20 protein-coding genes are annotated in these 25824 nt (G+C 72.4%); 1 reads left to right on the plus strand and 19 read right to left on the minus strand.

All coding sequences use genetic code 11. The features are described 5' to 3' along the window. Positions 1 to 13 precede the first annotated feature (13 nt). The 14 genes from ENE75_RS19050 to ENE75_RS19115 all read right to left on the minus strand — a co-directional run bounded on the left by ENE75_RS19050 (position 14) and on the right by ENE75_RS19115 (position 15677). A complete protein-coding gene (locus tag ENE75_RS19050; protein ID WP_128199910.1) occupies positions 14 to 1120 on the minus strand; it encodes a slr1591 family oxidoreductase in 1107 nt (368 codons plus the stop codon). Next, positions 1117 to 1806 carry a DUF3047 domain-containing protein gene (locus tag ENE75_RS19055; RefSeq protein WP_128199911.1) on the minus strand — a complete coding sequence of 230 codons (690 nt, stop codon included), beginning with the start codon at positions 1804 to 1806 and terminating at the stop codon, positions 1117 to 1119. Before ENE75_RS19055 ends, ENE75_RS19050 begins: the two co-directional genes overlap by 4 nt. Continuing rightward, positions 1803 to 3956 (minus strand): dihydrolipoyl dehydrogenase family protein, encoded by a 2154-nt coding sequence (locus tag ENE75_RS19060; protein WP_128199912.1) that lies wholly within the window; start codon positions 3954 to 3956, stop codon positions 1803 to 1805. Before ENE75_RS19060 ends, ENE75_RS19055 begins: the two co-directional genes overlap by 4 nt. After that, positions 3953 to 4558, minus strand: coding sequence for a CDP-alcohol phosphatidyltransferase family protein (locus ENE75_RS19065; protein ID WP_128199913.1), 606 nt, complete (start codon positions 4556 to 4558; stop codon positions 3953 to 3955). Before ENE75_RS19065 ends, ENE75_RS19060 begins: the two co-directional genes overlap by 4 nt. Further along, a complete protein-coding gene (locus tag ENE75_RS19070; RefSeq protein ID WP_128199914.1) occupies positions 4551 to 5183 on the minus strand; it encodes an ATP-binding cassette domain-containing protein in 633 nt (210 codons plus the stop codon). The genes ENE75_RS19065 and ENE75_RS19070 overlap by 8 nt, the downstream gene beginning before the upstream one ends. Further along, positions 5180 to 6892, minus strand: coding sequence for an ABC transporter permease family protein (locus ENE75_RS19075; protein ID WP_128199915.1), 1713 nt, complete (start codon positions 6890 to 6892; stop codon positions 5180 to 5182). Before ENE75_RS19075 ends, ENE75_RS19070 begins: the two co-directional genes overlap by 4 nt. Then, positions 6868 to 8055, minus strand: a complete 1188-nt coding sequence (locus ENE75_RS19080; RefSeq protein ID WP_128199916.1) for an ABC transporter substrate-binding protein — start codon at positions 8053 to 8055, stop codon at positions 6868 to 6870. The genes ENE75_RS19075 and ENE75_RS19080 overlap by 25 nt, the downstream gene beginning before the upstream one ends. 6 nt (positions 8056 to 8061) lie before the next feature. Continuing rightward, on the minus strand, positions 8062 to 8511 hold the full coding sequence (locus ENE75_RS19085; protein ID WP_128199917.1) for a DoxX family protein: 450 nt from the start codon (positions 8509 to 8511) through the stop codon (positions 8062 to 8064). Next, positions 8508 to 9263 (minus strand): HvfC/BufC family peptide modification chaperone, encoded by a 756-nt coding sequence (locus ENE75_RS19090; RefSeq protein ID WP_158289015.1) that lies wholly within the window; start codon positions 9261 to 9263, stop codon positions 8508 to 8510. Before ENE75_RS19090 ends, ENE75_RS19085 begins: the two co-directional genes overlap by 4 nt. Further along, positions 9260 to 10084 (minus strand): MbnB/TglH/ChrH family RiPP precursor modification enzyme, encoded by an 825-nt coding sequence (locus ENE75_RS19095; RefSeq protein ID WP_310733643.1) that lies wholly within the window; start codon positions 10082 to 10084, stop codon positions 9260 to 9262. Before ENE75_RS19095 ends, ENE75_RS19090 begins: the two co-directional genes overlap by 4 nt. 32 nt (positions 10085 to 10116) lie before the next feature. Further along, positions 10117 to 10395, minus strand: coding sequence for a BufA1 family periplasmic bufferin-type metallophore (locus tag ENE75_RS19100; protein WP_128199920.1), 279 nt, complete (start codon positions 10393 to 10395; stop codon positions 10117 to 10119). Positions 10396 to 10486: 91 nt separating this feature from the next. Continuing rightward, complete coding sequence (locus tag ENE75_RS19105) at positions 10487 to 11086, minus strand: pyroglutamyl-peptidase I (RefSeq protein WP_128199921.1); 600 nt, start codon at positions 11084 to 11086, stop codon at positions 10487 to 10489. Positions 11087 to 11093: 7 nt separating this feature from the next. Beyond that, a complete protein-coding gene (locus ENE75_RS19110; RefSeq protein ID WP_128199922.1) occupies positions 11094 to 11996 on the minus strand; it encodes a DUF4399 domain-containing protein in 903 nt (300 codons plus the stop codon). A 27-nt stretch (positions 11997 to 12023) separates the two neighbouring features. Continuing rightward, complete coding sequence (locus ENE75_RS19115; RefSeq protein WP_128199923.1) at positions 12024 to 15677, minus strand: hydantoinase B/oxoprolinase family protein; 3654 nt, start codon at positions 15675 to 15677, stop codon at positions 12024 to 12026. A 216-nt stretch (positions 15678 to 15893) separates the two neighbouring features. Between ENE75_RS19115 and ENE75_RS19120 the strand changes: the two genes are divergently transcribed. After that, the gene (locus ENE75_RS19120) at positions 15894 to 20750 is read left to right on the plus strand and encodes an NAD-glutamate dehydrogenase (RefSeq protein WP_128199924.1); all 4857 of its coding nucleotides are present in this window, start codon (positions 15894 to 15896) and stop codon (positions 20748 to 20750) included. A 93-nt stretch (positions 20751 to 20843) separates the two neighbouring features. On the opposite strand, the gene ENE75_RS19125 is transcribed toward ENE75_RS19120, so the two are convergent. From ENE75_RS19125 to ENE75_RS19145, 5 genes are all read right to left on the minus strand, one after another. Further along, positions 20844 to 21629, minus strand: coding sequence for a hypothetical protein (locus ENE75_RS19125; RefSeq protein WP_128199925.1), 786 nt, complete (start codon positions 21627 to 21629; stop codon positions 20844 to 20846). A 246-nt stretch (positions 21630 to 21875) separates the two neighbouring features. Beyond that, positions 21876 to 22646: a LamB/YcsF family protein gene (locus ENE75_RS19130; RefSeq protein ID WP_128199926.1), complete on the minus strand. Its 771-nt coding sequence runs from the start codon at positions 22644 to 22646 to the stop codon at positions 21876 to 21878. Between the two features lie 25 nt (positions 22647 to 22671). Continuing rightward, positions 22672 to 23715, minus strand: a complete 1044-nt coding sequence (locus ENE75_RS19135; protein ID WP_128199927.1) for a 5-oxoprolinase subunit C family protein — start codon at positions 23713 to 23715, stop codon at positions 22672 to 22674. Continuing rightward, entirely contained in the window at positions 23705 to 24490 is a 786-nt protein-coding gene (pxpB, locus tag ENE75_RS19140) for a 5-oxoprolinase subunit PxpB (RefSeq protein ID WP_128199928.1), read from the minus strand. The genes ENE75_RS19135 and pxpB overlap by 11 nt, the downstream gene beginning before the upstream one ends. A gap of 32 nt (positions 24491 to 24522) precedes the next feature. Then, positions 24523 to 25815 (minus strand): TRAP transporter large permease, encoded by a 1293-nt coding sequence (locus ENE75_RS19145; RefSeq protein ID WP_128199929.1) that lies wholly within the window; start codon positions 25813 to 25815, stop codon positions 24523 to 24525. Positions 25816 to 25824: the final 9 nt, after the last annotated feature.

Genomic DNA, 25824 nt, shown 5'->3' on the forward strand with positions numbered 1-25824 from the left:
GAAGGCGCGCGCCTCAGGCGCTCCCGCCGTAGCGTCGGATGAATCCGCGGTCGATGCGGTCCTTCCACCACCACACCCAGCGGCCCGACGTGGCCCAGGGACCCCAGGACGCCACGGCGTGCCGCCGCCCGGTGGACAGAAGGTACAGCGTGCGCGCCTGCGGCATGTACGGCTGCAGTGCGCCGCCCGCCAGTGCACGGCGCAGGTTCAGCGCCAGCGGCGGGCCGGCCCGCACGGCGTAGACGCCGCTCTTGGGGTGTGGCGCATCCATCCGCGTGGCCACGTCGCCGGCGGCGAACACCTCCGGGTGCGACGTGCTCTGCAGCGTGGCGCCGGTGGCCACGAACCCGCATTCGTCCAGCGCCAGGCCGCTGCCCTGCAGCCACGGCGGTGCGCTGGTGCCCACGGCCAGCAGCGGCACGTCGCAGGCCAAGCGCGTGCCATTGGACAGCGTCAGGCGGCCGGCCTCGATGGCGGTGCAGGTGTGCGGCAGCAGCGTCACGCGGTGGCGCTGCAGCGCGCGCAGCACCGGCTGCCGCACCCCTTCCGCAAAGCCGGCCAGCGGCCCGTCAGCTCCGGCCACCAGGCTCACCCGCGTGGCCGCGCCTTCGCGCTGCAGCCGCCAGGCCAGCGCCAACGCGATCTCCACGCCGCCGGCGCCGGCACCCACCACGGCCAGGTCCAGGGGTTCGGCCAGGGCACGCGCCAGCAACGTCTCGAACAACCGCACGAAGTGCTCCACCGGGCGCAGGAACAGCGCGTGCTCACGCGCGCCCGGGATGGCATCGCGGTCCATCACCGGGCCGGTGTCCAGCGACAGCAGGTCGTAGTCGATCACACGCCCATCGGCCAGCGTGGCGCGGCGTGCGTTCGCGTCCAGGCCGGCGATGCGCCCATCTATCAACTGCACGCCAGCGGCCAGGGCCAGCGCCGGCAGCGGGATGACGATCTGGTCCTCGCCGTAGTGCCCCGCCACCCAGCCCGGCAGCATGCCGGAGTACATCTGGCGGGCGAACGGCGTGACCAGCAGCACCTCCACCCCGGGCAGCGGCTCGCGCGCCAACGCCGTGAGCACGTGCACGTGGGCGTGGCCACCGCCGGCCAGCAGCAGGCGCTTCATGGCTGCAGGCCCACAGCCGCCACCCAGCCCACGCTGCGGCCGCCGGTGTTGTCGGCATCGGCACCGAGCGCGATGGCCTTCAGCGGCGGCACCGTCGGCGCCTCCTCGCCGAAGGCGCGAAGGAAGTCAGCGTGCAGGTCGTGCCGCTCGGCCTGCCAGGTGCCCAAGGAGACGCCGCTGCCGCGGGCGACGATCCAGCGTAGCCGCGGCGAGTGCGCATTGGGCAGCAGCGTGCCCGCCGGCAGTGACGGGTCGAAGACGTAGCACAGCGTGGCCGCCGGCAGCCACTGGCCGGAGACGGCGCGCGCCATGCGCATCTTCGCGCGCTCGACGATGCCCAGCGCCTCCAGCGGCAGGTCGAACAGCGCGCAGACCTTCAGCGCGGCATCGTCACCGGCCTTGGTGCGCAGGTCGGCCGAAGCCAGCGGCGTGTCCAGCTTCCAGCGCCATTGCAGCCAGCGGCCACCGAGGCCCTCGGGAAGTTCGTGCACCAGGTTGCCGTAGGAGGCACTGGCCTCGATGCGCAGCACGGGCCGACCGTCCTGCGCGGTGAACCCGAAGCGCGTCATCGGCAGCGTCTGCTTCGGCAGGCCCACGACCTGCCAGCCGGCGCCGTCCTGCAGCGGCGGCAGCGCCATCGCCCCGGTGGCCAGGCTCGCGAGCAGCAACGCCAGCGCGGACCTCATGCGCCGCGCCGCCAATCGTGGAAGCGCTGCACCCAGCGCAGCAGGCCATGCGGCTGGTGCGCGCGCTTCCACTCGCCGGCGGCGTACTTGTTGGCCTCGGCCAGCGTGGGGTAGGTGTGGATGGTGCCCAGGATCTTGTTCAGCCCGAGACCGTGTTTCATGGCCAGCACGTACTCGGCCAGCAGGTCGCCGGCGTGGGTGCCGACGATGGTGACGCCCAGGATCCTGTCCTTGCCCGGCACCGTGAGCACCTTGACCCAGCCGTGCGCGCTGCTGTCGGCGATGGCGCGGTCCAGGTCGTCGATGCCGTAGCGCGTGACCTCGTAGGCCACGCCCTTCTCCTTCGCCTCCTGCTCGTTGAGGCCCACGCGCGCCACCTCGGGGTCGATGAAGGTGGCCCAGGGGATCACCGAGTAGTCGGCCTTGAAGCGCTTGAACGGCGCGAACAGCCCGTTGACCGCGGCATACCAGGCCTGATGCGCGGCCGTGTGCGTGAACTGGTAGGGCCCGGCCACGTCGCCGGCGGCCAGGATGTTGGGGTAGATCGTCTGCAGGTACTCGTCCACCTGCACCGTGCGCTGGGTGGGGATGCCCAGTTCCTCCAGCCCAAAGCCCTTCAGGCGCGCCACGCGGCCCACGGCGCACAGCAGCTCGTCGAAGGGCAGGCGCTGCTCGGCGCCGTTCGCTTCCACCACCAGCCACTTGCCCTCGCCGTCCTGCTCGCAGCGCAGCGCCTTGTGGCCGGTGAGCACGCGCACGCCGTCCGCTTCCAGCGCCTGGCGCGCGTAGGCCGACACCTCCTCGTCCTCGCGGATCATGATGCGCGGCGCCATCTCCACCTGCGTCACGGCGCTGCCCAGCCGCGCGAAGGACTGCGCCAGTTCGCAGCCGATGGGCCCGCCGCCCAGCACCACCAGGCGCTGGGGCAGCGTGCGCAGGTTCCACAGCGTGTCGCTGGTCAGGCAGCCCACCTCCTTGAGCCCCGGCAGCGGCGGCACGAAGGGCTCGGCGCCGGTGGCGATCACGATGGCGCGGGTGCTCAGCACCTGCTCGCCCCCGTTCGCCCGGGCGATCTTCACGTGCCACGGATCGACGAGGGTGGCCTTGCCCTCCACCACGTCCACGCCCAGGCCGGTGTAGCGCTCCACGCTGTCGTGCGGCGCGATGTCGGCGATCACCTGGGCCACGCGGTCCATCACCTGCGCGAAGTCCAGCTGCCATTCGGCCTTGGCGATGCCGTAGTCGGGGCTGTGGCGCATCTGGCGCACCAGGGTGGCGGTCTTGATCAGCGCCTTGCTCGGCACGCAGCCGTAGTTCAGGCAGTCGCCGCCCATCTTGTGGCCTTCCACGAGCGTGACCTTGGCCTTGACCACGGCGGCGATGTAGCTGGTGACCAGGCCGGCCGCGCCGGCGCCGATGACGACCAGGTTGCGGTCATAGGTCCTGGGCTTGCGGCCGGCCCACTTCGCGTAGACCTTGCGTGCCTTGACCACGTCCACGATCTTCTTGGCCACCAGCGGGAACAGCCCCAGCAGCACGAAGCTGCCGATCAGCCCCGGGCTCAGGATGCCCTTGAGCGAGTCGATCTGCGCCAGCTGCGTGCCGGCGTTCACATACACCAGCGTGCCGGCCAGCATGCCCAGTTGGCTGACGACGTAGAAGGTGCGCGCCTTCATCGCCGTCAGCCCCATCACCAGGTTGACGACGAAGAACGGCACCGCCGGCACCAGGCGCAGCGTGAACAGGTAGAAGGCCCCGTCGCGCTCGACGCCGCGGTCGATCTCGGCCACGCGCTGGCCGAAGCGGGCCTTGATGCTGTCGCGCAGCACGTAGCGCGCTGCCAGCATCGCCAGCGTGGCGCCGATGCTGGACGCGAACGACACCACCAGCAGGCCGACCCAGAGCCCGAAGATGGCGCCGCCGGCCAGCGTCATGATCGCCGCGCCAGGCAGCGACAGCGCCGTCACCGCCACGTAGAGCGCGAAGTAGCTGCCGATCACGGCCAGTGGCCGCTCGGCGTACAGCGCCGCGAACTCACCCTGGGCCGACTTCAGGTACTCCAGCGTCAGGAAGCGCTGGAGGTCGAAGGCGAAGAAGAGCGCGATGCCGGCCACCAGGGCCAGCAGCAGCAGCACACGTGAACGCGTCATGTCAGCATCCTCCAGCCGGCCCACAGGCGCGACACGATGGTCAGGCCGCACAGCGCGGCGAATCCACAGGCCCAGAGCGCGAACTGCGCCGGGAACAGGCACATCAGTGCAAAGCAGATCAGCGTCTCGGTGGCCTCGGTCAGCCCGCCCAGGTAGTACAGGCCCTTGTTAGGGTAGGCCGTGCTCTGCAACCCGCGTCGGCCCGCCAGCGCCGAGAAGGCCAGAAAGCTGCTGCCGGTGCCGATGAAAGCGGCCAGCAGCAGCGCCGCCGGCAGCGCATTGTCGCCGGGGTTGGCGAAGGCGAAGGCCAGCGGCACGCTGGCGTAGAACAGGAAGTCCAGCGTGATGTCGAGGAAGGCGCCACGGTCGCTGGGCGTGGTCAGGCGCGCGACGGCGCCGTCCAGCCCGTCGCACAGGCGGCTCAGCGCGATCAGCACCAGCCCGGCCGTGTAGGCCTGCAGCGCGATGGCCGCAGCCGCGGCGATGCCGATGGCGAACCCGGCCAGCGTCAGCGCATCGGCGCCGACGCCGGCACTCACCAGGACACGCGCGAGGCCACCGATGGGCGGTGCCAGCAGGCGCAGCGCCAGGCGGTCAAGCATGATCGTCCAGCCTCACGATGCGCGCGCCCGGCGGCACGTCGGCCGCATCGTGCGTCACCAGCAGCGCCGGCACGCGCGCGGCCCGCAGCGCCTGCCAGGTGTGCTCGCTCATGCGCGCGCGCAGCGCGGCGTCGAGCCGGGAGAAGGGTTCGTCCAGCAGCAGCGCCCGCGGCTGCGCCAGCAGGGCCCGCATCAGCGACACGCGGGCGCGCTGGCCGCCACTGAGCTCGTGCGGCCTGCGGGCGCCCAAGCCCGGCAGTTCGGCCGCCGCCAGTGCATGTTCCACCGCCGCCTCGCGCTCGGCACGGAGGCCCTTCGGCAGCGCGAACAGCAGGTTCTGGCGCAACGTCCAGTGCGGGTACAGCAGATCGTCCTGGAACAGCAGGCCGACGCGGCGCTGCTCGGTGGGCCAATCGCTCACGTCCTGCCCGTCCAGCCACACGGCACCGTCGGCCTGCAAAGGCGCGATCGGCAGTCCCGCCAGCCAGGCCAGCAGCGTGCTCTTGCCGCTGCCGCTGGGACCCATCACCGCCAGCACCTCGCCGGCGGCGATGTCGGCCGTCAAGGGCCGAAGCAGCGTGCGCCCGGCCAGGCGCAGCGACACGTCCTGCAGCCGCAGGCTCACCGGACGGCCCTCCGATGCACCAGCCGCGCCGCCCCGAAGGCCAGCAGCGGCAGCAGCGCCTGCAGCAGCGCAAAGGCGGCCGCGGTACGGCGGTCGCCTCCGCTGGCCAGCGTGACGGCCTCGGTGGTGACGGTGGGCAGGCGGCCCGCCCCCAGCATCTGCGTGGCCAGGAACTGCCCGGTACTGACCGCGAAGCCCACCGCAGCGGCGCCCGCGATCGGCGCGGCCAGCAGCGGCCGCTGCACCTGCCAGCGGAAGGCCCAGCGGCTGCGGCCCAGCGTGGCCGCGGTCTGCGCCAGGCGCGGGTCGAGGTCGCGCCAGGCCGGGCGCAACACGATGAAGACGTAGGGCAGGACCACCAGCACATGGGCCCACAGCACGCCGGCGGCGCGGGCGTCCAGCCGCAGGTGCAGCGCACCCTGGTACAGGCCGGTCATCAGCATCAGCGGCGGCAGCACCAGCGGCGCCAGCACCACCGGCGTGACGCGTGCGTCCCAGCGCGCCGGCGTCGATTCCAGCCACGCGGCCACCAGCACCAGCGCGATGGTGGTGCTGCCCAGCGCCAGCGCCGCGGTGAAACCCACCGTGCCCAGCGACGCCGCCACCGCCTGCCAGCCCATCGGCGTGAACGCCGACGGCCAGGCGTCGGGGAATGGCCAGGGGCCGGCCACGCCCAGCAGCAGCAGCACCACGCCCACCGCGGCGTACAGTCCCGGCAGCGTCCACCACAGGCCACCGGTGACCACACGCCAGGCCGTGCGTCGGACCACGGGCGCCCGGCGGCCACCGACGGCCGCGGACGTCCACGCGCGACGCAGCGCGGGCCACCCCATCGCCACCAGGGCCAGCAGCGCCGCCAGCAGCAGCGCCAGCGCCACCGCGCCGGCGGCGCCACGCGCATTGCGCAGCGGGTCGGCGTGCTGCAGGTCCTGCCACGCCAGCACCGCCGCGGTGGGCGGCGTGGTGGGGCCGACGATCAGCGCCAGGTCCACCACCGTCAGGCCGTAGGCCAGCACCGCCAGCAGTGGCCAGGCCAGCAGCGGCAGCAGCTGCGGCCAGCCGGCGCGCCACCACCAGGCGCGCGGCCCGTGGCCCAGCGTGCGCGCGATGCGCTGCTCCGCCGCCAGCCGCGCCGCCAGTTCCGGGCGCGCCAGCAGTGCGGCGACGCTCCAGAGCAGGAACGGCGTCTCCTTCAGCGCCAGCACCAGCGTGAGGCCGAACGCATGCGGGTCGTTCACCGTGGCCCAGGCCGGTGGTGCCGCCCAGCCGACCAGCGGCGCCAGCGCGCGCGCCAGGGCACCGGTGGGCGCGATCAGCCAGGCCAGGCCGATGGCGAAGGCCGCGTGCGGCACCGCCAGCAACGGCGCCAGGCTGGTTGACAGCCGGGCCCAGGCCGGGCTGCCGTGCAGCGCCGTCACCAGCACCATCGTCAGCGCCAGCGCCAGCAGCGTGGACACCCCGGCCGAGCCCAGCGACGACGCCAGCGCGGGCGCCCACTGCGGATCGGTCCACAGCGCCTGCCAGGCGGCGGCGGACGCCGCTTCGCGCAGCGCCAGCACCAGCGCGGCGGCCAGCGGCAGCACGAACAGCCCCACCACGGCCGTGCGCGCCAGCCAGGCGCCCGGCGACGCAGCCCGGCGCCGCGCCCGGGGCGCCCCGTGCGTGCTGGCCGGGGCAGGCCCGATCAGGCGCCGTAGCGCCGCAACCATGCGGTCTCGAGCGGTTCGACCCAGCTGCCATGCGGCTCGGGGATCACCGGCGCCGGCTGCTGCACCTGGCCGGGCATCGCGGCACCGGCGAACAGCGCACGCTCGGCCGCCGGCAGACGGTCCACCGCCAGCACGGTGGGGTCGCCCCAGACCGACAGGTCGGCCTTGCGCGCCTGCGCCAGCGGCGACAGCAGGAAGTTGGCCACCACCTGCGCGCCCGCCTGTGCAGGTGCGTTGAACGGGATGGCGACGAAGTGCGTGTTGCCGATGGTGCCGCCGTCGAGCTGGAAGGCCCGCACCGTGGCCGGGAAACGCTTCGCGGCGATGGCGTTGGCCGCGTGGTTGGGGTTGAAGCTCATGCCCATGGCCAGTTCACCGTCGGCCAGCATCTGGTCGGCCGCGGCCGGGCTGGCCGGGAAGGCCTTGCCGCCGCGCCACAGCAGCGGGTGCAGGGCATCGAGGTGGCGCCACAGCGCCGGCGTCAGCGCGGCAAAGGCCTCGGGCGCGTGCGGCCGGGCCAGCGCACTGCGGTCGCCGTTCAGCGTGGCCATCGCCTGCTTCAGGAAGGTGGTGCCGACGAACTGCGGCGGCTTGGGGTAGGTGAAGCGCCCCGGGTGGCGGCGCGCCCAGTCCAGCAGGCCGTCCAGCGTGGCCGGCGCCGGCAGCGGCGCACGCGCGGTGTCGACGAAGAAGCTCAGCTGCGCCATGCCCCAGGGCGCTTCCAGGCCCTCCACCGGCTCGGCGAAATCGATGCGCGTGGTGGGCTTGCCCTGCACGTCCACCAGCGCAAAGTTCGGCAGCTGCTCGGCCCACGGCCCGTGCAGCAGGCCTTCTCGCTTCATGGTCAGGAAGTTCTCGCCGTTGATCCACACCAGGTCGGCCGAACCGCGCGCGCGGCCAGCGGCCCTTTCGGCGCGGATGCGGCGCACGAACTCGGCGGTGTCGGCCAGCTTGACGTGTTCCAGCACGACGCCGTGGCGCGCCTTCAACTCGGCGGCCACCCACTGCAGGTAGGCGTTGGTGCGTTCGCTGCCGCCCCAGGCGTTGAAGACCACGGTCTGGCCGCGGGCGGCGCCTTCGATGGCGGCCCAGCCGCCCTGGGCCCGCAGCGGCGCCGCCGCGGCCAGGGCAGCGGCCGCGCTCAGGAGATGTCGTCGTTGCATGGCGATCTACGATAGCCGACGCGCGAGCCAGGCATCGAGCGACCAGCGGCCCGGCCCCCACAGCAGCAAGGCCAGCGCCAGGCTGCCCCAGAACTGGTGCTGCTGCAGCGCCGCCGGCGCGATCTCCGGCAGCGCCAGCACGGCCACGGCGTTGACCACGAACAGCCCTGCCGCCGCCAGCCGGCCGGCCAGGCCCAGCACCAGCAGCACCGGCAGCACCAGTTCGCCAGCGGTGCCGCTGAACGCCGCGAGCGTCGGCGACAGCAGCGGCACCTGGTACTCGTGTTCGAACAGCAGCAGGGTGCTCTCCCAGTCGCGCAGCTTGGTCAGGCCGGCGAGGAAGAACACCTGCGCCAGGTACACGCGGGCCGCCAGCTGGGCCCACGGTTGCAGGCGCTCCAGCTGGGCCACGGCCTGGCGCGCCAGGTGCCAGGTCGTCGTGATGGCGGTGCTCATCGAATCTCCACATCGGACAGCCACTGCCGGCCCAGGGCCTGCAGCAGCCAGGTTTCAAAGTCCAGCGTCGGCGCGGCGTCCAGCGCATCGGCCAGCGAGCCGCCCGCCAGCACGGCGACCGTGAAGACGGCCTGGTCCGGCGTCAGCGCGGCGACCTGCCCCCGCCAGCCCTGGCGCCAGACGAAGGCGGGCTCGCCCTGCCCTGTCGCGATGGCCGCGCGCACGGGCGCGAAGCGGTCGGTCGCCGTGCTGCGGTGGGCCTGCCAGATCGTCGCCACTGGATGGTCGGAAAACAGCAGCGCGGCGCCGGGCGCCAGCTGCAGGTGCAGGCGGGCGGCATCGGCGTCGCCCAGCCGCGCCAGGCGGGCCGGGTCGATCACGGCGTCGGGCGCCATCTCGGCCCGGTGCACGGCCAAGTCCACCCGCGCCACGTCGGCCAGGAACGGTTCGTCGGCCAGCGCGGGGTCCTGCGCCAGCCACGCCGGCAGCCCGTCGCCCCACTGCGCCAGGTCGCCGCGCGTGGGCGGTGCGGCCTGCCACAGCCGCCGCGCCACCGCGGCAAAGGTCTCTTCGCCCAGCAGCTGCTGCACGGTGGGGCAGGCCGCGGCCAGCGCACGCTCGGCCGCCGCGGCCGCGTTGGCCCGGTAGGCCGCGAGCCCGCGGATCTCGAAGCCGCCGCCCTCACCCCCCGTCTGCCCCGCCAGCGCCGTCAGCAGGCGCTGCTGGCGTGCGGCTTCGCTGTTCACGTTCATCGCACGCACAGCCGGTCGGCCTCGGCCGCCTCGTGCAGCAGCACGTCCAGCGTCGGCAGGTCGGTGTCCCATTCCACCAGCGTCGGCCGCGGGCCGAAGCGCGCCACGGCATGCGCGTAGACCGCCCACACCGGCGGCTTCACGCGGCTGCCGTGGTCGTCGATGACCAGGTCGGGCGTTTCGGCGTAGCCGGCCAGGTGGATCTCGCCCACCGGCGCATCAACGCCGAGCGCGTCGATCCATGCACACGGTGCGGCCACCGGGTCCTGCCCGGCGTTGAGCGCGTTGACGACGAGGTTGTTCACGTCCAGCAGCAGCCAGCAGCCGCTGCGCCGGGCCAGTTCGGCGAAGAACCGCGGCTCGGGCATGGCCTCGGGCGCGTCGTCGAAACGCAGGTAGGCCGACAGGTTCTCCACGCCCAGCGGGCGCTTCAACCTGTCCTGCACGCGCTGCACGTTGGCCACCAGGAGATCCAGCGACGCGGGCGTGAAGGCGATGGGCAGCAGATCGTTGGCGTGGTGGCCGAGACCACGGGCAAAACTGGCGTGGTCGCTCACGCGCAGCGGGTCGATGCGCTCGACCAGCCGCGCCAGGCGGTCCAGGTGCCACGGGTCCAGCCCGGCGGCCGAGCCCAGCGCCAGACCCACGCCGTGCAGGCTGACGTCCACCTGCTCGCGCACGTCGTTCAGCACCTGCAGCGCGGCCCCGCCGTCGCCGAAGAAGTTCTCCGAATGCACCTCCACGAACGGCAGGACCGGGCGCTGCGCCATGAAGGCCGCGTAGTGCGGCTGGCGCAGACCGATGCCGGTGACAGCGGGCACGGTGAATCCCTCGGGGACGGCGGGCCGGGTCATCACTTCTTCATCATGGCCGACTTCTTGGCCTCGTCGGCGGTCATGCCCTTCATGTCCTTGCAGGTGCCCTTGGCCACGTACTTCCACTCGCCCGGATCCATGTCCACCTTGCTCTGGCCGGCACAGGAATGGGTGCCCGACAGGTTGGCGCAGTCGTTCTGGCCCGCCTTGGCGATGCCGTAGCACTTCTCCTTGGCCTGGGCCGCCGCGGGGCCGGCCAGGCCCAGGGCCATGGCGGTGGCGAGGGCGGACGTGAGGACGATGCGACGCTGGTTCATGCGAAAGCTCCTTGAGGGGATGACGCCGCACGACGTGTGCGACGTTCGGAGCCTGCGTCGCGGCCGGCGGCCGCGAACTTACAGCGGCGCTTCAGTCGATGCGGCCGGCGGTGCCGCCCAGATCGGTGTCGTGCGCCAGCGCCGCTGCCAGCGCCACGCGGACGCCGGCGGCGATGGTGTGGGCGTCGAGGTCGCCACCCACGTGCAGGAAGCCGGCGCGCGGCACCGGCAGCGCCATCGCGGCATGGAAGACCTGGTTGCACACGTAGGTGCCGGCGCTGTACGACACGTCGGCGTCGAAGCCCTCGGCCCGCAGCGCCGCGGCCATGGCCTTGACCGGCAGCGTGGTGAAGGCCGCCGGTGGGCCGGCCGGGTCCACCGGCGCGTCCACCGGCTGGGCACCGGCGTTGTCGGCGATGCGCGCGTCGATCAGGTTGATGGCCACGCGTTCGAGGTGGAAGCCACGGCGCGACGCCGCCAGCCCCAGGCACAGCAGCAGCACGGGCCGGTGCGCGTCCACCAGCGCACGCAGGCGCAGCGGGGCCTCGGCAAAGACACAGGGCAGCACGGCGCCGCGCACGACGTGGCCGGCCATCACGTGGCCGTGCAACAGCCGCGCCGCGTCGCCACTGGGGTTGGTGGCGTCGCCGCCGAAGGGCTCGAAGCCGGTGACCAGCAGGGTGGCGCTCACGGCAGGCTCACAGCACGTTCTGGCCGGCCACCACCAGCGTCGCCTCGTAGGCCGGCAGCAGCTCGGTGCCCTTGGTGTCCACGAAACGCAGCGTCAGCGCATAGCGGCCGTCGGGCAGGTCGAGGTTGAGCTGCGTGGCGCCGTTGTCCAGCACGTGGCGGCGTGCGGCGCGGCCTTCCTGCCGCAGTTCGAGCACGAAGTGGCCGGTGCGCTCGGCCGTCTGGCCAGCGGCGCAGACGCCGAAACCGTCGACACCGAAGCGCAGGTTGAAGGGGCTGGGCACCGGCTCGCCGTCGCGCAGGTTGAGCACGGTGACGTACTCACCGGGCGGGCGCGGGCGCACCAGCTCGTCGGCCAACCACGCGGCGCAGGACTCGCGGAAGTTGCTGCGCGTGATGGGCAGCGGCTGCGCCGTGCGCGGGCCGGTGACCTCCACCTCCACCTCGGGGCTGAAGACGAAGTACGGCCGGTGCTCGTGGTCGGCGAACAGCAGGCGCAGGCGGTGGCGGCCGGGCGGCAGGTCCAGCGCAACGCCGGTCTGGCCCTTGCCGAAGTGCTTGTGGGTGTCGCTGAAGGGGATGCCGGCGCGGATGTCGGTGGGCAGCGGGGTGTTGATCAGGATATGGTGGTGGCCGGCGCCTTCCAGCGGCTTGCCGGCAGGCACCACACCCATGCCGCGGATGGCGAAGTCGACCTGGAACGGGCTGCGCACGCGCTGGCGCCGGACCAGGTTGGAGAAATCCACACCCGTCGGCTCGCGGAAGTTCACACGGGTGCGCTCGCGGGTGCTGGCGAGCCAGCACTCGCGCTGCAGCGGGTCGGTGGGCAGGGGTGCGGACTGGACATCCACCACCAGCACGGTCATCGCCACACCCAGCGCCACCCACGGGCGCCCCACGTCCAGCCGCATGTCCAGGTTCCTCCCCTGCCCGCGAGTCTACGCACCACCCGTCGCGCCGTAACCGCCCCCACCGGGGGTCTCGACGACGAAGACGTCGCCCGGCGCCATGTCCACCTGGCCGATGTGGTCCAGCGGCTCCACCGTGCCGTCGGCACGCTCGACACGGTTGATGCCCAGCGCGCCCGGCGCGCCGCCGTCCAGGCCGAAGGCCGGCACGCGCCGGCCATTGCTGAGGATGCTGGCCGTCATGGGCGCGAGGAAGCGCACGCGGCGCACACCGCCGTCGCCGCCGCGCCAGCGGCCGGCGCCGCCGGATCCGGCACGGATGGCGTAGCTCTCCAGCCGCACCGGGAAGCGGAACTCCAGCACCTCGGGGTCGGTGAGGCGGGAGTTGGTCATGTGGGTCTGCACCGCCGACGTGCCGTCGAAACCCCCGACGACGCGCCCCGCGTCGTCCTTCACGACACCGGCACCGCTGCCGCCGCTGATCGTCTCGTAGTACTGGTGCGTGACGTCGCCGAAGGTGAAGTTGTTCATCGTGCACTGGCTGGCCGCCATCACACCCAGCGCGCCGTAGAGCGCGTTGGTCACGCACATCGAGGTCTCGACATTGCCTGCCACCACCGCCGCCGGCGGGTTGGGGTTCAGCATGCAGCCCTCGGGCACGATCACGTGCAGCGGCTTCAGGCAGCCGGCATTCAGCGGGATGTCGTCGTCCACCAGGGTGCGGAAGACGTACAGCACCGCGGCCATCGTCACCGCCTTGGGGGCGTTGAAGTTGTTGGGCAGCTGGGCGCTGGTGCCGCTGAAGTCGATGGTGGCGGCGCGGGTGGCGGCATCCACCTTCACCTGGACCGCGATGCGCGCGCCGTTGTCCAGTTCCAGCGTGTACGCACCATCCTTCAGCGCCGTGATCACGCGGCGCACCGACTCCTCCGCGTTGTCCTGCACGTGCTGCATGTAGGCCGCCACGGTGGCACGGCCGAACTGCGCCACCATCGCGCGCAGCTCCTGCACGCCCTTCTCGTTGGCGGCGATCTGCGCGCGCAGGTCGGCGATGGTCTGGTCGGGGTTGCGCGCCGGGTAGCGGCCCGAGGCCAGCTGCGCGCGCAGGGCCGCCTCCTGCAGCACGCCATCGCGCACGAGCAGGAAGTTGTCGAACAGCACGCCCTCCTCGTCGATCGTGGCCGAGAACGGCGGCATCGAGCCCGGTGTGGCGCCGCCGATGTCGGCGTGGTGGCCGCGGCTGGCGACGTAGAAGCTCGGCGCGCCATCCGTCGCATCGAGGTACACGGGCGTGACCACGGTGACATCCGGCAGGTGCGTGCCACCGTGGTACGGGTCGTTGAGCACGTAGACGTCGCCCGGCCGCATCTGCGGGTTGCGCGCGATCACGGTCTTGATGCTCTCGCTCATCGAGCCCAGGTGCACCGGCATGTGCGGTGCGTTGGCGATCAGTTCGCCGTCGGCGCTGAACAGCGCGCAGCTGAAGTCCAGCCGTTCCTTGATGTTGACCGAGTAGGCGGTGTTCTGCAGTCGCAGCCCCATCTGCTCGGCGATGTTCATGAACAGGTTGTTGAAGACCTCCAGCATCACCGGGTCGGCGGCGGTGCCGATGGCCGTCTGTTTCGGGCGCGGCTGGGTGCGCTGCAATTCCAGCGCGCCGGCGGCCGTCAGCCGCGCCTGCCAGCCGGGCTCGACGACGGTGGTGGCGTTCTGCTCGGCGATCACCGCCGGGCCGTCGACGACGGCGCCGGGCTGCAGCCGTTCGCGCACGTGCAGCGCGGCGTCGAACCACTGGCCGCAGTGCATGCGCACGCGGGTGACCGGTTCGGGCACGTGCGCCGCGGGCGCGCTGCCGGCTGAGGTGGCGTCGTGCGCCTCGCCTGGCGCCACCGCCTCCACCGACACGGCCTCGATCACCAGCGGCCGGTCCGGCATCAGGAAGGCGAAGCGCTGGCGGTAGGCGGCTTCGAACGCGGCGCGCAGTGTGATGTCGTTACCGGCGTCGACCACCAGCGCCGTGTCGGTGCCGTGGTAGCGCAGGTGCACGCGCTCGCGCCGCTGCACACGTGCGGCCGGCACGCCCTGGTCCAGCAGTTCCTGCGCGGCCGCATCGCCCAGCGTGGCCAGCGCGGCACGCGCGGCGGCCAGGCCCTCGGCGCCCAGCGGCTGCTCCACGCTGGCCTCGCGCATCGCGATCTGGTCGGCCAGGCCCATGCCGTAGGCGCTCAGCACGCCGGCCAGCGGGTGCACGTAGACGCGCTGCATGCCCAGCGCATCGGCCACGCCGCAGGCGTGCTGGCCGCCGGCACCGCCGAAGCACTGCAGCGTGTACTGCGTGACGTCGTAGCCGCGCGCCACCGAGATGCGCTTGATGGCGCCCGCCATGCTCTGGATGGCGATCTGCAGGAAACCCTCGGCCAACGCCTCCGGCGTCATCGTGCGGCCGCTGGCGGCCTGCACCTCGGCGGCCAGTGCCGTGAAGCGCGCGGCCACGCCGTCGCGGTCCAGCGGCTCGTCGGCGCCGGGGCCGAACACGCGCGGGAACCAGTCGGGCTGGATGCGGCCGAGCAGCACGTTGGCGTCGGTGGTGGCCAGCGGGCCGCCGCGGCGGTAGCAGGCCGGGCCGGGGTTGGCGCCGGCGCTTTCGGGGCCCACGCGCAGGCGTGCGCCGTCGAAGGCCAGCAGGCTGCCGCCGCCTGCGGCCACGGTGTGGATGCTCATCATCGGCGCGCGCATGCGCACGCCGGCCACCTGGGTCTCGAAGGCGCGCTCGAACTCGCCGGCATAGTGACTCACGTCGGTGCTGGTGCCGCCCATGTCGAAGCCGATGACCTTCGGGTGGCCTGCCGCCACCGCGGTGCGCACCATGCCGACGATGCCGCCGGCCGGGCCGGAGAGGATGGCGTCCTTGCCCTGGAAGTGGTGCGCCTCGGTCAGGCCGCCGCTGCTCTGCATGAAGAACAGGCGCACGCCGGGCATCTGCGCAGCCACGCGGTCCACGTAGCGGCGCAGGATGGGGCTGAGGTAGGCGTCCACCACCGTGGTGTCGCCGCGCGAGACCAGCTTCATCAGCGGGCTCACCTCGTGGCTGGCGCTCACCTGCGTGAAACCCACCTCGCGCGCGATGCGCGCCGCCGCCGCCTCGTGCGCGGTATAGCGGTAGCCGTGCATGAAGACCACGGCGCAGGCGCGCAGGCCGGCGTCGAAGGCGGCCCACAGGCGTTCGCGCAGGTGGTCCTCGTCCAGCGGCAGCAGCACGTCGCCGTGCGCACCCACGCGCTCGTGCGCCTCGATCACGCGCTGGTACAGCAGTTCCGGCAGCACGATGTGGCGGTCGAACAGCCTCGGCCGGGCCTGGTAGGCGATGCGCAGTGCGTCGCGGAAGCCGCGCGTGGTGACCAGCAGCGTGGGCTCGCCCTTGCGCTCCAGCAGCGCGTTGGTGGCCACCGTGGTGCCCATCTTCACGCAGTCGACCTGTGCCGGCGAGATGGCCTCGCCCGGCTGCAGGCCCAGCAGGCGGCGGATGCCTTCGACGGCGGCGTCGGGGTACTGCTCGGGGTTTTCCGACAGCAGCTTCAGTGTGCTCAGCGTGCCGTCGGGCGCGCGGCCCACCACGTCGGTGAAGGTGCCGCCGCGGTCGATCCAGAACTGCCAGAGGGCGGCGGTGGTGGGTGCTGGGGGCATCGGGCGGGGTCCTCGCAAGCGTGTGGGTGTGCGCCGGGCACGACGGGCCCGTCAGGGGCCGGCGTGGCGCGAAACGTCGCATTCTGTCGGAGGACCGGTGGCTTGCCCTGCTGGCTGCCCCCGATCTTGGTGCACGCCAGCGCCGGTGCTACCCTGCCTGCAACCCGGCGGCCGGCGCGCACCGCACCGGCCACGCCGAAGAACCAGGAGAACCCCGTGGAGACAGCCCCGAAGCCGACCCCGCCCGCCCTCGACGGCGGCGACGGCAGCGAACGCATCGACGCCGTCGTCGCCCGCCTGCGCGAGCGCCTGCCGGCGGCGCAGCAGCCGCTGCTGGAGACCTTCGTGCGGCGCTACTACGCCGACGTCGACAGCGAGGACCTGGACGAACGATCGGCCGACGACCTCTACGGCGCGGCGCTGTCGCACTGGCACTTCGCGCGCGGCTTCGCCGGCGGGCAGCCGCGGCTGCGCGTGTTCAACCCGCGGGTGGACGAACACGGCTGGCAGTCCACGCACACGGTGATCGAGATCGTCAACGACGACATGCCCTTCCTGGTGGACTCGATCACGATGGAGGTCAACCGCCAGGGCCTGACGCTGCACCTGATCGTGCACCCGGTGCTGAAGATGAAGCGCGACGCGGCCCACCAGGTGCAGGCCCTGCTGCCGGCCGACGACCACGGCGAAGGCCGCATGGAGTCGCTGATCCACGTGGAGGTGGACCGGCGCACCGACCCCGCCCGCCTGCAGGCCCTGCACGACGGCCTGCTGCGCATCCTGGGCGACGTGCGCGCGGCGGTGGACGACTGGCAGCCGATGCGCGCGCAGTTGATCGACGCCGTGCGCGTGCTGGAACGGCAGCCCCCGCCGGTGCCGGCGGAGGACCTGGCCGAGGACCTGGCCTTCCTGCACTGGCTGGCCGAAGACAACTTCACCTTCCTGGGTCAGCGCGATTACGACCTCTTCGAGGAAGGCGGCGAGGACGTGCTGCGCGTGGTGCCCGGCTCCGGCCTGGGCATCCTGCGCGCCGGCGCCGGGGCGGAGGCGGCATCGGCCTCCTTCGCCGCGCTGCCGCCGGAAGTGCGCGCCCAGGCCCGCCAGGCCCGCGTGCTGCTGCTGACCAAGGCCAATGCCCGGTCCACCGTGCACCGGCCCGGCCACCTGGACTACGTGGGCGTCAAGCGCTTCGACGCCAGCGGCCAGGTGGTGGGCGAGCGCCGCTTCCTGGGCCTGTTCACGTCGGTGGCCTACAGCGCCAAGGCGGTGGACATCCCGCTGCTGCGGCGCAAGGTGGCGGCGGTGACGGCGCGCGCCGGCTTCGTGCCGCGCAGCCATGCCACCAAGACGCTGATGACGATCCTGGAGCAGTTCCCGCGCGACGAGTTGTTCCAGATCAGCGTGGACGACCTGCACCGCATCGCCACCGGCATCCTGCGCCTGGGCGAACGCCAGCGCACGCGGCTGTTCCTGCACCGCGACGTCTACGGCCGCTTCGCGTCGTGCCTGGTCTACGTGCCGCGCGAGAACTACAACACCGACGTGCGCGCCCGCATGCAGGCGGTGCTGACCGAGGCGCTGAACGGCGAATCCAGCGAGTTCTCGGTGCAGTTCTCCGATTCGCCGCTGGCGCGCGTGCTGATCGTGGTGCGCACGCCCGCCGGCGAGGCGCGCGACGTGGACGTGCACGCGCTGGAACAGCGCCTGGTGCGCATCACCCGCCGCTGGGAGGACGAGCTGCGCGTGGCGCTGATCGAGGCCTGCGGTGAGGAGCGCGGCAACGCGCTGCACGAACGCTACGCCCACGGCTTCTCGCCCGGCTACCGGCACGACCACGGGCCGCGCCAGGCGGTGCACGACATCGAGCTGATGGAATCGCTGCAGGCGCCCGGCAGCCTGGCCATGAGCCTGTACCGGCCGCTGGAGGCCCCGCCCGGACGTCTGCGCTTCAAGCTGCTGCGCAGCGGCGAACTGGCGCCGCTGTCTCAGAGCCTGCCGCTGCTGGAGAACATGGGCGTCAGCGTGATCGAGGAGCGGCCCTACGAGATCCACCGCCACGACGGCACGGAACTCTGGATCGACGACTTCAGCCTCGCCCTGCCCACGGAAGACGACGTGGACGTGGAGGCGCTGCGTCCGCGCTTCCAGGAAACCCTGCGCCGCACCTGGCGCGGCGACAACGAGAACGACGGTTTCAACCGCCTGGTGCTGCTGGCCGGGCTGGACTGGCGCGGCGTGGCGCTGCTGCGCGCCTGCATGCGCTACATGAAGCAGGGCGGCTTTGCGCTCAGCCGCGCCTACATCCAGCAGACGCTGACCGCCTACCCGGCCATCGCGGCCGATCTGGTGGCACTGTTCCAGGCCCGCTTCGACCCCGACCTCGCCGGCGACCGCGACGACCTGCAGGCGGCCATCGTGTCGCGCCTGACGGCCGCGCTGGACACGGTGGCCAACCTCGACGAGGACCGCATCCTGCGCCAGTTCCTGTCGCTGATGCTGGCCACGCTGCGCACCAACTTCTACCAGCGGGCCGCGGACGGCGGCTTCAAGCCGGTGATCGCGATCAAGCTCGACCCGGCCGAGGTGCCCGGCCTGCCGGAGCCGCGGCCGCTCTACGAGATCTTCGTGCATTCGCCGCGCGTGGAAGGCGTGCACCTGCGCTTCGGCCGCGTGGCGCGCGGCGGGCTGCGCTGGTCGGACCGGCTGGAGGACTTCCGCACCGAGGTGCTGGGCCTGGTGAAGGCGCAGCAGGTGAAGAACACCGTCATCGTGCCCGTGGGCAGCAAGGGCGGCTTCGTGGTGCGCAACCCGCCCCCGGGCGGCGACCGTGAAGCGCTGCTGGCCGAAGGCGTGGCCTGCTACCAGGCCTACCTGCGCGGCCTGCTGGACGTGACCGACAACCTGGACGGCAACACCGTGGTGCCGCCGCCGCGGGTGGTGCGCCACGACGGCGACGACCCCTACCTGGTGGTGGCCGCCGACAAGGGCACGGCCACCTTCTCCGACATCGCCAACCGCACGGCGGCGGAGTACGGCTTCTGGCTGGGCGACGCCTTCGCCTCCGGCGGGTCGGCCGGCTACGACCACAAGAAGATGGGCATCACCGCCCGCGGCGCCTGGGAATCGGTGAAGCACCACTTCCGCAGCCTGGGGCACGACACGCAGACGCAGGACTTCACCGTCGTCGGCGTGGGCGACATGAGCGGCGACGTGTTCGGCAACGGCATGCTGCTGTCGCGCCATATCCGGCTGGTGGCGGCCTTCGACCACCGGCACATCTTCATCGACCCCCAGCCGCAGGCCGCCAGCAGCTACGCCGAGCGCGAGCGCCTGTTCGCGCTGCCGCGCTCGTCCTGGGCCGACTACGACAAGGGCCTGATCTCCGCCGGCGGCGGCGTGTGGCCGCGCAGTGCCAAGACCATTGCGCTTTCCCCCGAGGCTCGGGCCACGCTGGGCATCGACGACGACGTGAAGCAGATGTCGCCCACCGAGCTGGTGCACGCCATCCTGTTGGCGCCGGTGGACCTGTTCTACAACGGCGGCATCGGCACCTACGTGAAGGCCAGCGACGAGAGCCATGCCGAGTGCGGCGACCGCGCCAACGACGCCACCCGCGTGAACGGGCGCGAACTGCGCTGCAAGGTGGTGGCCGAAGGCGGCAACCTGGGCTGCACGCAGCGCGGGCGCATCGAGTTCGCGCTGGCCGGCGGGCTGGTGAACACCGACGCCATCGACAACTCCGCCGGCGTGGACTGCTCGGACCACGAGGTCAACATCAAGATCCTGCTCAACGCCGTGGTGCGCGACGGCGAGCTCACGCCCAAGCAGCGCGACAAGCTGCTGGCACAGATGACCGACGACGTGGCCGCGCTGTGCCTGCGCGACAACACCTTCCAGAACCAGGTGCTGGGCGTGGCGCTGATGCGCGGCGTGGACCTGCTGGACGAACAGCAGCGCTACCTGCGCCACCTGGTGGCCAGCGGGCGGCTGAACCGTGCGCTGGAGTTCCTGCCCGACGACGACACCCTGGCCGAGCGCGCCAAGACCGGCACAGGACTGACCACGCCGGAGCAGGCCGTGCTGCTGGCCTACGGCAAGATGGAACTGTCGGACCAGGTGGTGGCGTCCGACGTGCCCGAGGACCCCTACATCGCCACCACGCTGCAGCGCTACTTTCCGGCCCAGCTGGCCGAGCGCTACCCGGACGCGCTGCAGCGCCACCCGCTGCGGCGCGAGATCATCGCCACCCACGTGGTCAACAGCATGGTCAACCGCGTGGGGCCTACCTTCGTGCACCGCCTGGGCGAGGAGACCGGCGCCGCGGCCCCGGACATCGTGCGCGCCTACTTGGGCACGCGGCAGATCTTCGACCTGGTGCCGCTGTGGCAGGCCAACGACGCGCTGGGCCACATGGTGAGCCACGCCACGCGCAACGGCATCGTGCTGGCCACGCTGCAATTGATCGAGCGCGGCACCGTGTGGCTGCTGCACGAACGCGACGCGCTGCACGACATGGACGCCACCATCCGCCGCTTCGCCCCCGGCGTGGCCGAGGTGGGCGCCGGGCTGGAGCGCTGGCTGGTGGACAGCGAACGCCAGGCCCTGGAGGCCACGGCGGCCCAGCTCACGGAGGCCCAGGTGCCGCCGGCGCTGGCCCAGCGCGTGGCGCGGCTGGACGCGCAGCTCTCGGGCCTGGACATCGTGGAGGTGGCCGGCGAGCTGGGCCTGCCGGTGGACACCGTGGCCGGCGTCTACTTCGGCGTAGGCGGGCGGCTGGCGCTGGGCTGGTTGTCGCAGCAGATCGTGGCCCTGCCCGCGCGCAGCCACTGGCAGGGCCTGGCCCGGCTGGCGATGCGCAGCGACCTGTCGTCCCTGGCGCGCGAACTGGCGCGGTCGGTGCTCAAGGACGCCGGCGCGGAGCGCGACGCGGCGGCGCTGATCGAGCATTGGTCTGGCCAGCGCGGGTTCCGGCTGGGGCGGTGCCAGCAGCTGCTGGGGGAACTGCAGCCGCTGGCAAGGCTGGATCCGTCGATGCTGGCGGTGTTGTTGAGGGAGTTGCGGGCGTTGGTGTAGGCGCGGCAGGGCCTGCAGGTCACCACGCCTTCAACCAGCGGCCAGACTTCCCCGCCTCACTGGCTGCGACTGCCTGAACAAGGCGCCCGGAGGCTATCTGTGGACAAAGATCTCCGACACGAGGGCCGGACGTCCGGCAATCGATTCGCGCACCAGCGAACTCGCGCTGGCGGTGGGCAGCCGCTGCACCAGGACAGCTCCGGCAGCATTGCGGAGCTGGAAGCGGCGATTGCTGTGCTCCTGCAGCGGCAACGGTGACAGCGAGCAGATGGCTAGCGCTGGCGTGCGATCGGCCGAGAGTACCTCCTCCGCAATGCCGAATTCGGTCATCTGGTCGAGGTCGACGACCATCGGTTGTTGAACCGCCCAGCCGCCGACCAGAACGTACTTCCAGAAGGTGACGCGGCTGTGCAGCCGCAACGCGAAGTTGCGTCGCGACTCGTCTTCATGGCCTGTCAATCGCAGCACGACCTCGAACGCCGGCAGCGCGGCCACCGGCTGGTGCTCGCCACCGGTCATCGCGGTGATCCCGGTGGCTGCGGTGCCGAGAAGCCACCTGCCGGTACCGGTGTCGAGTTCAGCTTCTCCGCTGTCGAACCGGGCCAAGCCGCCGTCGCCGGTCAATGCGGGCGTGACGTTGACGAAGAGCGGGTCTGCCGCTTGGACCGAAAAGGTCAACGCCACAGACGAGGCGTCGTCCAGGACACCGGGCGGCGCGAACAGATCCAGGCGTCCGCCTGACGCGCGGAAGAAGCTGCCCGTGCGTCTCAGCCAGGCCGAGGCGTCGGGCGAGGGGACGAACTGCAGACCTGTCCGCGAGGGCGACGCGTAGAACTCGTGGATAACCTCCAACGAGCACAGCATTCGGTAGTCGGACATGGGCGCGCTGTTCTCGAGGGTCGTAGAAAAGTGCGTGCAGTGCGACAACCGGCCAGCCGCACGGCGCAGATCAACGCTGGCTGGCCAATCCTACTGGCACGAAGCCAAGGGCGTTCATGGGCTGCCACGGCCCGTGCACCGAGGTCGCTGCCGAGTCGACGAGGTGACTGCCGTCCATCCGACGGCTGCCGGCGCGCCGCCGTACACGTCCGCAGCGAGTGGGACCATCCCCGGAGGCGCCAGCAGTCAGCAGATCACAGTCGCACGAAGGTCCGTCAGGCGCCATCCTGACGAGGTCAGCGCCGCCCGCAACGCCCGCGCATTCGCCACCGCCCCCGGCGTATCGCCATGCACGCAGATGCTGTGCATGGCAGTCTTCATCACCTTGCCGCTGACCGACACGATGCCGCCAGCGTCCAGCATGCGCATCACATGGGCCAGCACGGCGTCGTCGTCGTGCAGCACCGCGCCGGGCTGGCTGCGCGGCACCAGGGTGGCGGCGTCGGTGTAGGCGCGGTCGGCAAAGACCTCGGCCGCCACGCGCAGGCCGGCGCGTTCGCCGGCGGCCTGAAGTTCGGACAATGCCGGCGCCAGCAGGATCAGCTCGCGGTCGAACGCGCGCACGGCGCGCGCCACGGTGTCGGCCAGGGCGGCGTCTTCGCAGGCCTGGTTGTTCAGCGCGCCGTGCGGCTTCACGTGCACCAGGCGCCCGCCCTCGGCCGCGGCCAGGCCGGCCAGCGCGCCGATCTGGTAGATCAGCGCCGCCTCCAGCTCGGCCGGCGCCATCTGCATCGGCCGGCGGCCGAAACCCTGCAGATCGGGGTAGCTGGGGTGCGCACCCAGGCCCACGCCGGCGTCGAGGGCCGTGCGAACGGTGCGCCGCATCACCAGCGGATCACCGGCGTGGAAGCCGCAGGCGATGTTGGCCGCGCCCACCACCTGCAGCAGCGCGGCGTCCTCGCCCATGGTCCAGGCGCCGAAGGATTCGCCCAGGTCGGCGTTGAGGTTGATCTTCATGCGGGTGCGCTCCTCGGTTCGCCTTCTATGCGGGCCGGTACTCGGTGGACAGCGCGTGCACGACGCCGGACACCAGGTTGCCACCATACAGCGCGGCTTCGTCCACGCCGCCGGGCAGCAGCGGGTGCAGCGTGGCCAGCAGCGCCTGCGTCTGGGCTTCGGCAGCGCGGGCCAACTGCTCGCCCTGCTCGGCCGTCACCCACGCGAAGCGCAGTGTCTCGCCCGGCCGCGCGCCGGCCACGCGCGCCAGGTCGGCGCCGATGACGGTGCCGATCTTGGGGTAGCCGCCGGCGGTCTGCGCGTCGGCCAACAGCACGATGGGCTGGCCGTTGCCAGGCACCTGGATGGCGCCGGGCACGATGGCGTCGGACACGATCTCGGGTGCGCCCTGGTGCGCCAGCACCGGGCCCTGCAGGCGCACGCCCATGCGGTCGGCCTCGGCAGTGACCTGGTAGCCGGCCTCGGCGAACGCGGCACGCGTTTCGGGCGCAAAGTGGTCGGCCTGCGGGCCGGGCACCACGCGGATGGGGCGGGTGTCGGCGCGCAGCGGCTTGGGCAGCGTGAGCTCGCGGCGCGCAGTGGCCGCGGGCACGGGCAGCCGCGCGCCGGGCGCCAGCGCGCGGCCGTCCAGCCCGCCCAGGGCGGCGCGCGGGTAGGTGCTGGCACTGCCCAGCACCGGCGGCACGGCCAGCCCTTCCACCGCCACCACCACCAGCCGGCCGTGCAGCAGGCGGCGCACGCGCAGGCTGTCGCCGTCGGCCAGGGTCAGCGATCGCCAGGCGTCCAGCACGCGGCGTTCGCCGGCCACGGCGTGTTCCAGCTCCGCGGGGCCGGCCACGGCCACGCGCACGGGGCCACCGCGCGCGGCCAGGTGCAGGCCACCGTCCAGCGCCTCGATGACGGGCGTGCCGGGTTCGTTGCCGGCCAGGGCGTTGGCCAGGCGCATCCCGCGCGCGTCCAGCACGCCGGCCACGGGCACGCCGTAGCGCCGGTAGCCACGGCGGCCGGCGTCCTGCACCGACGCGTAGGCGCCGGGCGAGACCACTTCCAGCGTGACCTCAGCCGTCATCGCGCATCCGCCAGTGCCCGGGCGCCAGTTCACCGGCGCGCACGGCGGCGGCGATGCGCTGGAACTCGGCCACGTCGATCGGCTGGATGTGCACCCGGTCGCCAGCGGCCAGCAGCGCCGGCACCGGCCACGCGGGGTCGAACAGGCGCACGGGGCAGCGGCCGATCAGGTGCCAGCCGCCGGGGCTTTCCCAGGGGTAGATGGCGGTCAGGCCACCGGCGATGGACACGCTGCCCGCCGGCACGCGCACGCGCGGCTGCGTGCGGCGCGGGCTGTGCAGGCCGGCGGGCAGGTCGCCCATGAACGGGAAGCCGGGCAGGAAGCCCAGCATGTACACGCGCCAGACCGTGGCGCAGTGCTGCGCCACCAGGGTGTCGGGCGTCACGCCCAGGGCCTGCGCTGTCTCGGCCAGGTCGGGCGCCATGTCGGGCTCGTAGCAGACGGGCAGCTGCCAGTGGCGCGCGACGCGACCGTCTTCCGACGGCACCGGCGCGGGCGCGTCCAGCAACGGCTGCAGCGCGCTGATCAGCGCGGTGCGGCCGGTCACCAGCGGGTCGAAAAACACCGTCAGCGACCGGAACGTGGGCATGGTCTCCACCAGCCCCGGCAGGTGGCCTTGCACCTGCGCGCGCGCAATGGCAGCGTCCAGCGCACCCACCGCGGCGGCCAGCGCCGGGTCGATGCTGCTGCCGAACTCGATGGTGAAGGCGGCATCCCCGGCATCCAGCAGCCGGGGCCGCGGGAGCGTCGACGCCTGGTGCAGCTCGGGCGACATGGCGGGAGTATCAGGCGCTGATCGGCCGCACCCTACATGTGGCTGGGCAGCCAGAGGATCACGTCCTGGAAGTAGTAGGACAACAGCGCCGCCACCAGCATCAGCAGAAACATCGGCGTGGCGGTGCGCGCCACGTAGGTGAGGTCGTGCTTGGTCAGCCCCTGCAGCACGAACAGGTTCAGCCCCACCGGCGGCGTGATCTGCGCCAGTTCCACCAGCAGCACGGTGAAGACGCCGAACCAGATCAGGTCAAAACCGGCGGCCTGCACCGTGGGCAGCAGCACGCCGATGGTCAGCACCACCATCGAGATGCCGTCCAGGAAGCAGCCGAGCACCAGGTACAGCACCGCCAGCGCCAGCACCAGGGCCAGCGGCGACAGGTTCATCGCGCCGATGGCCTCTGCCAGGTGGCGCGGCAGTCCTACGAAGCCCATGGCCAGCGTCAGGAAGGCGGCACCGGCCAGGATGAAGCCGATCATGCAGTACACGCGGCAGGCGGCGCCCAGGCCGGCGGTGAAGGTCTTCCAGCTCAGGCTTCCCTCCACGGCGGCCAGCACCAGCGACCCCAGCACGCCGATGGCCGCCGCCTCGGTGGCGGTGGCCACGCCGGTGTAGATGGAGCCCAGCACGCCGCCGATGAGCAGCACCACCGGGATCAGGTGGCGCGACGCGTACAGCTTGGCGCGCAGCGTGGTGGCCGGATCGGGCGCCGGGATCTTCTTCGGGTTCAGCAGCGACCAGACGACGATGTAGCCCATGAACAGCGCCGCCAGCACCAGCCCGGGCACGATGCCGGCGATGAAGAGCTTGGCGATGGACACGTCGGCCGCCACGCCATAGACGATCATGATGATCGACGGCGGGATCAGCAGGCCCAGCGTGGCCGCGCCGGCCAGCGAGCCCACGGCCAGCGATTCCGGGTAGCCGCGCTGGCGCAGTTCCGGCAGCGCGATGCGGCCCACGGTGGCGCAGGTGGCGGCCGACGAACCCGACACCGCCGCGAAGATGGTGCTGCCGATGACGTTGACGTGCAGCAGCCGGCCCGGCAGCCGGTTGAGCCAGGGCGCCAGGCCGCGGAACATGTCCTCGCTGAGCCGCGTGCGCACCAGGATCTCGCCCATCCACAGGAACAGCGGCAGCGCGGTCAGCGTCCAGCTGGACGTGTGCCCCCAGATGGTGAGCACCATGCTGTCGCCCACCGGGCGCGGCGTGGAAAGCGCCATCGCCACCAGCGCCACGCCGATCAGCGACATGCCGATCCACAGCCCCGAGGCCAGGGCCACGAAGAGCAGCACGATCAGGCCGGTGGCCAGCAGGATGTCCATGGCGCGCTC

It is taken from the genome of Rubrivivax albus, from assembly GCF_004016515.1.
GTDB lineage: Bacteria > Pseudomonadota > Gammaproteobacteria > Burkholderiales > Burkholderiaceae_C > Rubrivivax > Rubrivivax albus.

What these genes read in the sequence shown, in the direction of transcription:
- ENE75_RS19080 (WP_128199916.1), bottom strand. Translation starts at nt 8,055, where the DNA reads ATGCAACGACGACATCTCCTGAGCGCGGCCGCTGCCCTGGCCGCGGCG.
- ENE75_RS19075 (WP_128199915.1), bottom strand. Translation starts at nt 6,892, where the DNA reads ATGGTTGCGGCGCTACGGCGCCTGATCGGGCCTGCCCCGGCCAGCACG.
- ENE75_RS19055 (WP_128199911.1), bottom strand. Translation starts at nt 1,806, where the DNA reads ATGAGGTCCGCGCTGGCGTTGCTGCTCGCGAGCCTGGCCACCGGGGCG.
- pxpB (WP_128199928.1), bottom strand. Translation starts at nt 24,490, where the DNA reads ATGTCGCCCGAGCTGCACCAGGCGTCGACGCTCCCGCGGCCCCGGCTG.
- ENE75_RS19125 (WP_128199925.1), bottom strand. Translation starts at nt 21,629, where the DNA reads ATGTCCGACTACCGAATGCTGTGCTCGTTGGAGGTTATCCACGAGTTC.
- ENE75_RS19085 (WP_128199917.1), bottom strand. Translation starts at nt 8,511, where the DNA reads ATGAGCACCGCCATCACGACGACCTGGCACCTGGCGCGCCAGGCCGTG.
- ENE75_RS19090 (WP_158289015.1), bottom strand. Translation starts at nt 9,263, where the DNA reads ATGAACGTGAACAGCGAAGCCGCACGCCAGCAGCGCCTGCTGACGGCG.
- ENE75_RS19145 (WP_128199929.1), bottom strand. Translation starts at nt 25,815, where the DNA reads ATGGACATCCTGCTGGCCACCGGCCTGATCGTGCTGCTCTTCGTGGCC.
- ENE75_RS19115 (WP_128199923.1), bottom strand. Translation starts at nt 15,677, where the DNA reads ATGCCCCCAGCACCCACCACCGCCGCCCTCTGGCAGTTCTGGATCGAC.
- ENE75_RS19130 (WP_128199926.1), bottom strand. Translation starts at nt 22,646, where the DNA reads ATGAAGATCAACCTCAACGCCGACCTGGGCGAATCCTTCGGCGCCTGG.
- ENE75_RS19065 (WP_128199913.1), bottom strand. Translation starts at nt 4,558, where the DNA reads ATGCTTGACCGCCTGGCGCTGCGCCTGCTGGCACCGCCCATCGGTGGC.
- ENE75_RS19110 (WP_128199922.1), bottom strand. Translation starts at nt 11,996, where the DNA reads ATGCGGCTGGACGTGGGGCGCCCGTGGGTGGCGCTGGGTGTGGCGATG.
- ENE75_RS19135 (WP_128199927.1), bottom strand. Translation starts at nt 23,715, where the DNA reads ATGACGGCTGAGGTCACGCTGGAAGTGGTCTCGCCCGGCGCCTACGCG.
- ENE75_RS19050 (WP_128199910.1), bottom strand. Translation starts at nt 1,120, where the DNA reads ATGAAGCGCCTGCTGCTGGCCGGCGGTGGCCACGCCCACGTGCACGTG.
- ENE75_RS19060 (WP_128199912.1), bottom strand. Translation starts at nt 3,956, where the DNA reads ATGACGCGTTCACGTGTGCTGCTGCTGCTGGCCCTGGTGGCCGGCATC.
- ENE75_RS19100 (WP_128199920.1), bottom strand. Translation starts at nt 10,395, where the DNA reads ATGAACCAGCGTCGCATCGTCCTCACGTCCGCCCTCGCCACCGCCATG.